General features: G+C 58.7%; 5 protein-coding genes (1 of these 5 cut by a window edge). All 5 read right to left on the bottom strand.

All coding sequences use genetic code 11. The annotated features are described in order from the left end of the window. Positions 1 to 261: 261 nt before the first annotated feature. Positions 262 to 2,415: a mechanosensitive ion channel family protein gene (locus E3W21_RS18745; protein ID WP_134421405.1), complete on the bottom strand. Its 2,154-nt coding sequence runs from the start codon at positions 2,413 to 2,415 to the stop codon at positions 262 to 264. Positions 2,416 to 2,492: 77 nt separating this feature from the next. Then, positions 2,493 to 2,669 (bottom strand): hypothetical protein, encoded by a 177-nt coding sequence (locus tag E3W21_RS31200; RefSeq protein WP_165353224.1) that lies wholly within the window; start codon positions 2,667 to 2,669, stop codon positions 2,493 to 2,495. A gap of 158 nt (positions 2,670 to 2,827) precedes the next feature. Further along, positions 2,828 to 4,117, bottom strand: a complete 1,290-nt coding sequence (locus E3W21_RS18740; protein WP_046047516.1) for a M18 family aminopeptidase — start codon at positions 4,115 to 4,117, stop codon at positions 2,828 to 2,830. Between the two features lie 106 nt (positions 4,118 to 4,223). Beyond that, positions 4,224 to 5,066 (bottom strand): hypothetical protein, encoded by an 843-nt coding sequence (locus E3W21_RS18735; protein ID WP_134421404.1) that lies wholly within the window; start codon positions 5,064 to 5,066, stop codon positions 4,224 to 4,226. A gap of 149 nt (positions 5,067 to 5,215) precedes the next feature. After that, positions 5,216 to 5,797, bottom strand: the 3' portion of a protein-coding gene (locus E3W21_RS18730) for an RluA family pseudouridine synthase (RefSeq protein ID WP_134421403.1). Its footprint extends 60 nt past the window's final position; only the last 582 of its 642 coding nucleotides appear in the window; the start codon falls outside the window, past its right edge; the stop codon is at positions 5,216 to 5,218.

The following is a 5,797-nucleotide window of genomic DNA, read 5'->3' as shown; positions in this document are numbered from 1 at the left end:
CGTCGCTACCGCGAAGATTGATCCGCTCTCGGGCTGATTGATCGAACATAAAAAATCCCCGACTGGTTCGGGGATTTTTTTTGCCTGCCGTTTGTAGCAGCTGTCGAGCCTGCGAGGCTGCGTTCGGCTGCGGAGCAGTCGTGAAATCAGACACCTTGCTCTTTCAGATACACCGCGGTGACAGGATTAGCGACTGCTTCGCAGCCGAACNGCTGCTACAGGGATCGAGTATCGACGGTCTATCAGTGTGAGCCAGAAGGGTTATTCCACTACCGACCCGCCACCCGCCGTCACCACATGCACGCTCATGCGTGGCGTCGCCAGATCGAGCCCGGCTTCGTCCAGGTGTCGTTTGAGTGACAGGTTGAACGCGCGGGACACTTCCCACTGCTTGATCGGCGCGGTCTTGAACCGGGCGCGAAGAATCGCGTTGCCTGACTCGAAACTCTCGACACCCTGAATCTCCAGTGGCGACCAGATGTTGCGCCGTTGCAGCGGATCAGTGCGCATCTTCTGACCGACGTCGCGCATCAGTTTGATCGCGTTATCGATGTCCATGTTGGAAGGTATCGCCACCCGGAAAATCGCGTAGCCGAATTCCCGGGAGTAGTTCTTGATGCTTTTGATTTCGCTGAACGGAATGGTGTGGACGATGCCGTCGATGTCCCGCAGGCGCACGGTGCGAATCGTTAATCCTTCGACGGTGCCCAGGTGGCCGCCGACGTCGACGTAGTCGTCGATGGCCAACGAGTCTTCGATAATGATGAACAGCCCGGTGATCAGGTCCGCCACCAGCGACTGTGCACCGAAACCGATGGCCAGACCGATCACGCCGGCACCGGCCAGCAATGGTGTGACGTTCATGCCCATGTTCGCCAGGGCGACGATCAGAGCAATGATGAAAATCGCCACGAACAACACGTTGCGGATCAGCGGCATCATTGTCTGCGCGCGGGCATTTGCCAGGCCTTTGCGCGAGCGGGTGAGGGCGTGGTGCACGGCAGTGTCGCTGAGAATCCAGATCAGCCAGGCAAAAATCAGCGTGCCACCGAGACTGAACAGTTTGACGCTGACTTCATGGCCTTCGCCTTCGGTGAAGCGGATCAGCGACATGCCCCAGACCCGCAGGCCGAGTTCGATGAACGCCAGCCACACCACCAAGTGGGCGAGTGTGTAGAAGAAGCTTTTCAGGCGCTCCGAATACAGTGCATGACGCTTCACGCTGCGCTGTGGTTTGAGTGAATGGCGGCGCACCAAGCCGTTGATGACCATGCACAACACCAGCAGCACGGTGCAGATCAGCGACTGACGCAGTGCGGTGCTGGTATCGCCGGCCGAGACGAACGTGGCGAACAGGGAAATCCCCACCAGCACCAGCGCCGGCATGTACCAGAAGGTCCCGAGAATTTCGATCGTGTCGCTGAGGGCGCGGCGAGTCAGGCGCCGGGACAGCGGTTGGTTGCGAATCAAGTGGGCGATGGGGCGACGGAACCGCAGGATGAACAGCCCAGTGGACAACGCTGCCAGTACATTGGCGACTGTCGCGGCGGTGTGCGCCAGATGACTGCCAAGGCTTTCGACCAGTCGCGGATCGCTCAGGGCTTCACCGAAGGCGGCGAAACTGCCGATCAGCCACAGCGGCCGAAAGGCTTGATGCCGCAGGATGTACAGGGCGCGGTGGCGGTGTGGGCCGTCAAGCACCGAAAAGGCGATCACACAGATCGCCGAAAAACAGGTGCCAACCACCAGCGCATAAGCCAGCACCATGGCCAGGCTTTTGCCCAGTGACGAGGGCAGGGCGTAGCTCATGTAGACCGTCATGACCAAGGCAATCAGCCACGGCCCGAGTTTGCGCAGGGCGAAGCGCAACATGTCCAGGGCCTTGGGGTGCTGCGGCAGTTCTTCGGTCAGGCCAAAGCGCATGCGTACTCGGTGGCCGAGCCAGATCAACGCGGCGGCGAGCAAACTCCAGACCATCAGGATCATGGCGAAGGCAAAGATGATCGGCAGCCATTCATTGGTCGGCAGCACCAGCGCTGTCAGTTCATCCTCAGCCAGTTTGAATTCTTCGGACCAGCGAGTGAGAGGGCTGTCCGCGCCTGAAAACTGTTTTTCGAAACTGGCCAGGGTGCCACCGATCAGTCCCAGGACGCCTACTTCGGTGACTGGCTGGGCCTTTTTGGTGATATCGCGCAGCTTCTTCAAATCCGCCAGCAATTTGGAGCGTTGCTGATCGTTCTCCAGCGACTTGATGACTTCGTCCAGGGATTGCCCCAAGGGCTCTTGCGCCTCTGGCTGTTTTGCCGAGCTGTTGAGCAGGCTGGGCAAGCCGACCGCCTGGGCGGGCGCCATAGGCAGCAGCGTCATGAGGCAGACAAGGAACAAACACGGCAGGGCAAAAAGACGAGCGAACACTAGGCGGTCAACCTCGGGATGAGCGGATCGACCGAGTGTACGAGCCCGTCAAAATCAATGCGAGCCAGGGTCAGGATTTATTCGTTGAGTTTGGCGAGGATCTTGAAAATCACGGTGGCGAGGATCATCAACATACCGATCCACATCGCGAACACGCCGACGTTTTTGTCGCGAAAATTGAAGCCGATTGCCAGCATGATCATCCCGGCAAGAATCGGGATCAGCATGGCGTGAAACGAAGACAACGAGATCATGAGCGACTGCCTTGTCGAAAGGGGTATTGAAAGTGTAGGAGCTGTCGAGTGAAACGAGGCTGCGATCTTTTGACTTTGCTATTTAAAAACAAGATCAAAAGATCGCAGCCTCGTTTCTCTCGACAGCTCCTACCAGCTCCTACCAGCTCCTACACGGATTACGGCAGCTCGCGGCAGGCGTAAAACGCGCTCAGCACTTTGACCAGGTGCGCCAGATCATGGCTGCCGCACAGTTCACGGATCGAGTGCATGGCGAAGGTTGGCAGGCCGATGTCCACGGTGCGCACGCCCAGGTGGCTGGCGGTGATCGGGCCGATGGTCGAGCCGCAACCCATGTCGCTGCGCACCACGAAGCTCTGAACCGGTACTTCTTCGGCCATGCACAGGTGGCGGAAGAACCCGGCGGTTTCGCTGTTGGTGGCGTAGCGCTGGTTGCTGTTGACCTTGATCACCGGGCCGGCGTTGAGTTTCGGGCCGTGGTTGGCGTCGTGCTTGTCGGCGTAGTTGGGGTGCACGCCGTGGGCGTTGTCAGCCGAGACCAGCAGGGATTTCTGAATGGTGCGCACGAACTCATCACCTTCTGGCAGCAGGCGACGCAGTGTCTGCTCCAGCATCGGGCCGTCGGCGCCGCAGGCCGAGCAGGAACCGACTTCTTCGTGATCGTTGCAGACCAGCACGCAGGTTTCGTCGGTTTCGGTGGTCAGCAAGGCTTGCAGGCCGGCATAGCACGACAGCAGGTTGTCCAGGCGCGCCCCGGCAATGAAGTCGCCATGCAGGCCGATGACCGCAGCGCTTTGGGTGTCGTAGAAGCTCAGCTCGTAGTCGAGCACCACGTCGGCGTTCAAGCCGTGTTCGCGGGCGAGTTGGTCGGTGAGCACGGCACGGAAGTCCACGCGCTCGTCACCGGCAAATTGCGCAAGGATCGGCGGCAGTTCGGTCTGGGCGTTGATCGCCCAGCCCATGTTGGCTTCACGGTTCAGGTGAATGGCCAGGTTCGGGATGATGGCGATCGGCGCCTTGAAGTCGACCAGCTGGCTCTCGACCTTGCCGTCACGGCGGAAGGTCACGCGGCCGGCCAGGGACAGGTCGCGGTCGAACCATGGCGCCAGCAGTGCGCCGCCATAGACTTCGACGCCCAGTTGCCAGAAGCCCTGACGTTGCAGTTCCGGCTGGGGTTTGACCCGCAGGCATGGGCTGTCGGTGTGCGCGCCAACCAGGCGAATGCCGCCGTGCAGGGGCGAATGACGGCCCATCTTGAACGCAACGATCGACGAGTCGTTACGGGTGACGTAGTAACGACCGTTGGCTTCGGTGGTCCATGGCTCGCGCTCGTCAAGGCGTTGATAACCCGCCGCTTCCAGGCGCTGAACAAGGCTGGCGGTGGCATGGAATGGGGTAGGGGAGGCCTTGAGGAAATCGATCAGGCCTTGGTTCAACTCTTCGCGCATAAGTAGCTCCAGACAGCAATGGCGCAAGTTTAACGTATTGGCTCACGGCATTGCAGAGACAATGCCGTTCGACGTACGCCAGCTGCCGATTGGCGAGGAGGATGAGTCAACCGGTGATCAGCTTGCCATTGAGGAACACTTCGCGACGTTGCTTGCGGCCGACATATTCATGTTTGCTCGCGAGGTACACCTCGTTGAATTTTTCCATCGAGATGCCGGGGATCTGCCGAATATAGTCGTCCACAAGGCGGTCATAGGCGGCTTCGGTGATGAGCTTGTAGATGTCCCGGCGATAGAAGAAGCCCAGTTGAAAACCGAGGGTTTCGCTTTGATGGTTTGTCTGGCCGGCAAAGCAGTTTTCAAAGTCGATGGCTTTGAGTTGGGTCCGCGGCGTTTGCGGGATCATGATGTTGCCGGCCCAGAAATCCATGTGCGTGATGTTCTTGCGCGACAAGGAGCTCAGCAATTCGAAGGCATCGAGAATGAATGTTTCGACGCTGTCCGGGTTGCGTTTAAGCCATTGCACACCGTCGATATGATCGTCGAGCAGACGCGTGATAATGAAATACTCCTGGGTCAGCCCCAGTCGGTCCTTGGTGTAACCGAATCCTTGCAGCAGCGGCATTTGTACGCCACGGCGTTGTGCTTCGAGCGTATTGATCAACTCTTCCAGCGGCCAATCGAATCGGCCATTGCGCTGTGGTTTGCCAAAGGTGACCCGCACTTTTGCCTTCAAGGTATCCAGCGGCTGGACCTTGGCAAACAACGGCGTATCGCCGGAGGCCAGAGGCGCACTCGCACGGGTGAGCTTGCGGGCGCGTCGTTTGTGTATGAGGTGTTCAAGTGCCTGTTGTGCTTCGGCTGAAGGCTGCTCGCTAAGGTGTAGCGTGGTGTTGAAAAGGCGGAAGGTGAAAGGGTAGTCGTCTTGGAATGTCTTGTTGCTGAGCACGAGGGCTTCCTGCCTGCTATCAAAGTGATGGCATTTTACGTTTCATTACAAATTGATGACAATATTTTTACGCCATTTTCACGTCGATTTGTAACAAGAAATAAAAAAAACGCCCTTCAATGGAAGGGCGTTTTTGGTTCGGCGGTTGCTTAAAAAGGAGCAGGACACTCGAAGCGCAAGCGTTCGCCGCTTTGCGGGTGAGTGAAGCTCAGCATGCTCGCGTGCAAACATAGTCGTGGCCAGGCGGCCAGTGCTTGCTCGTGGGCATACAGCCCGTCACCCAGCAGTGGGTGGCCGATGGAAAGCATGTGCACGCGCAACTGATGGGAGCGGCCGGTGATCGGCGTCAACTCGACACGACACCAATCGCCGCAACGCTCCAGCACGCGCCAGAAGGTCAGGGCATGTTTGCCGAATTCATGGTCCACCACATGGCGTGGCTTGGTCGGCGGGTCGTAGCGCAAGGGCAGATCGATGCTGCCACTGTCCAGTTCCGGCTGGCCCCAACACAGGGCGGTGTAGGCCTTTTCGGTTTCGCGGTCGTGAAATTGCCGAGATAGCTCGCGATGAGTGTCCGGGTCACGGGCCAACAGAATAATGCCGGAAGTTTCCCAGTCCAGACGATGGACGATTCGCGCTTCCGGGTAGCCGTTTTCCTGCAGGCGGGTAATCAGGCAGTCCTTGTTGTCATCGGCCCGGCCAGGGACAGAGAGCAGCAGGGTCGGTTTGTT

It is taken from the genome of Pseudomonas sp. F01002, assembly GCF_004402115.1.
Lineage (GTDB): Bacteria > Pseudomonadota > Gammaproteobacteria > Pseudomonadales > Pseudomonadaceae > Aquipseudomonas > Aquipseudomonas frigoris.
This window is presented reverse-complemented; position numbering and strand designations above follow the sequence as displayed.

Coding starts and splice junctions, on each gene's coding strand:
- E3W21_RS18740 (WP_046047516.1), bottom strand. CDS start 4,117: ATGCGCGAAGAGTTGAACCAAGGCCTGATCGATTTCCTCAAGGCCTCC.
- E3W21_RS31200 (WP_165353224.1), bottom strand. CDS start 2,669: ATGATCTCGTTGTCTTCGTTTCACGCCATGCTGATCCCGATTCTTGCC.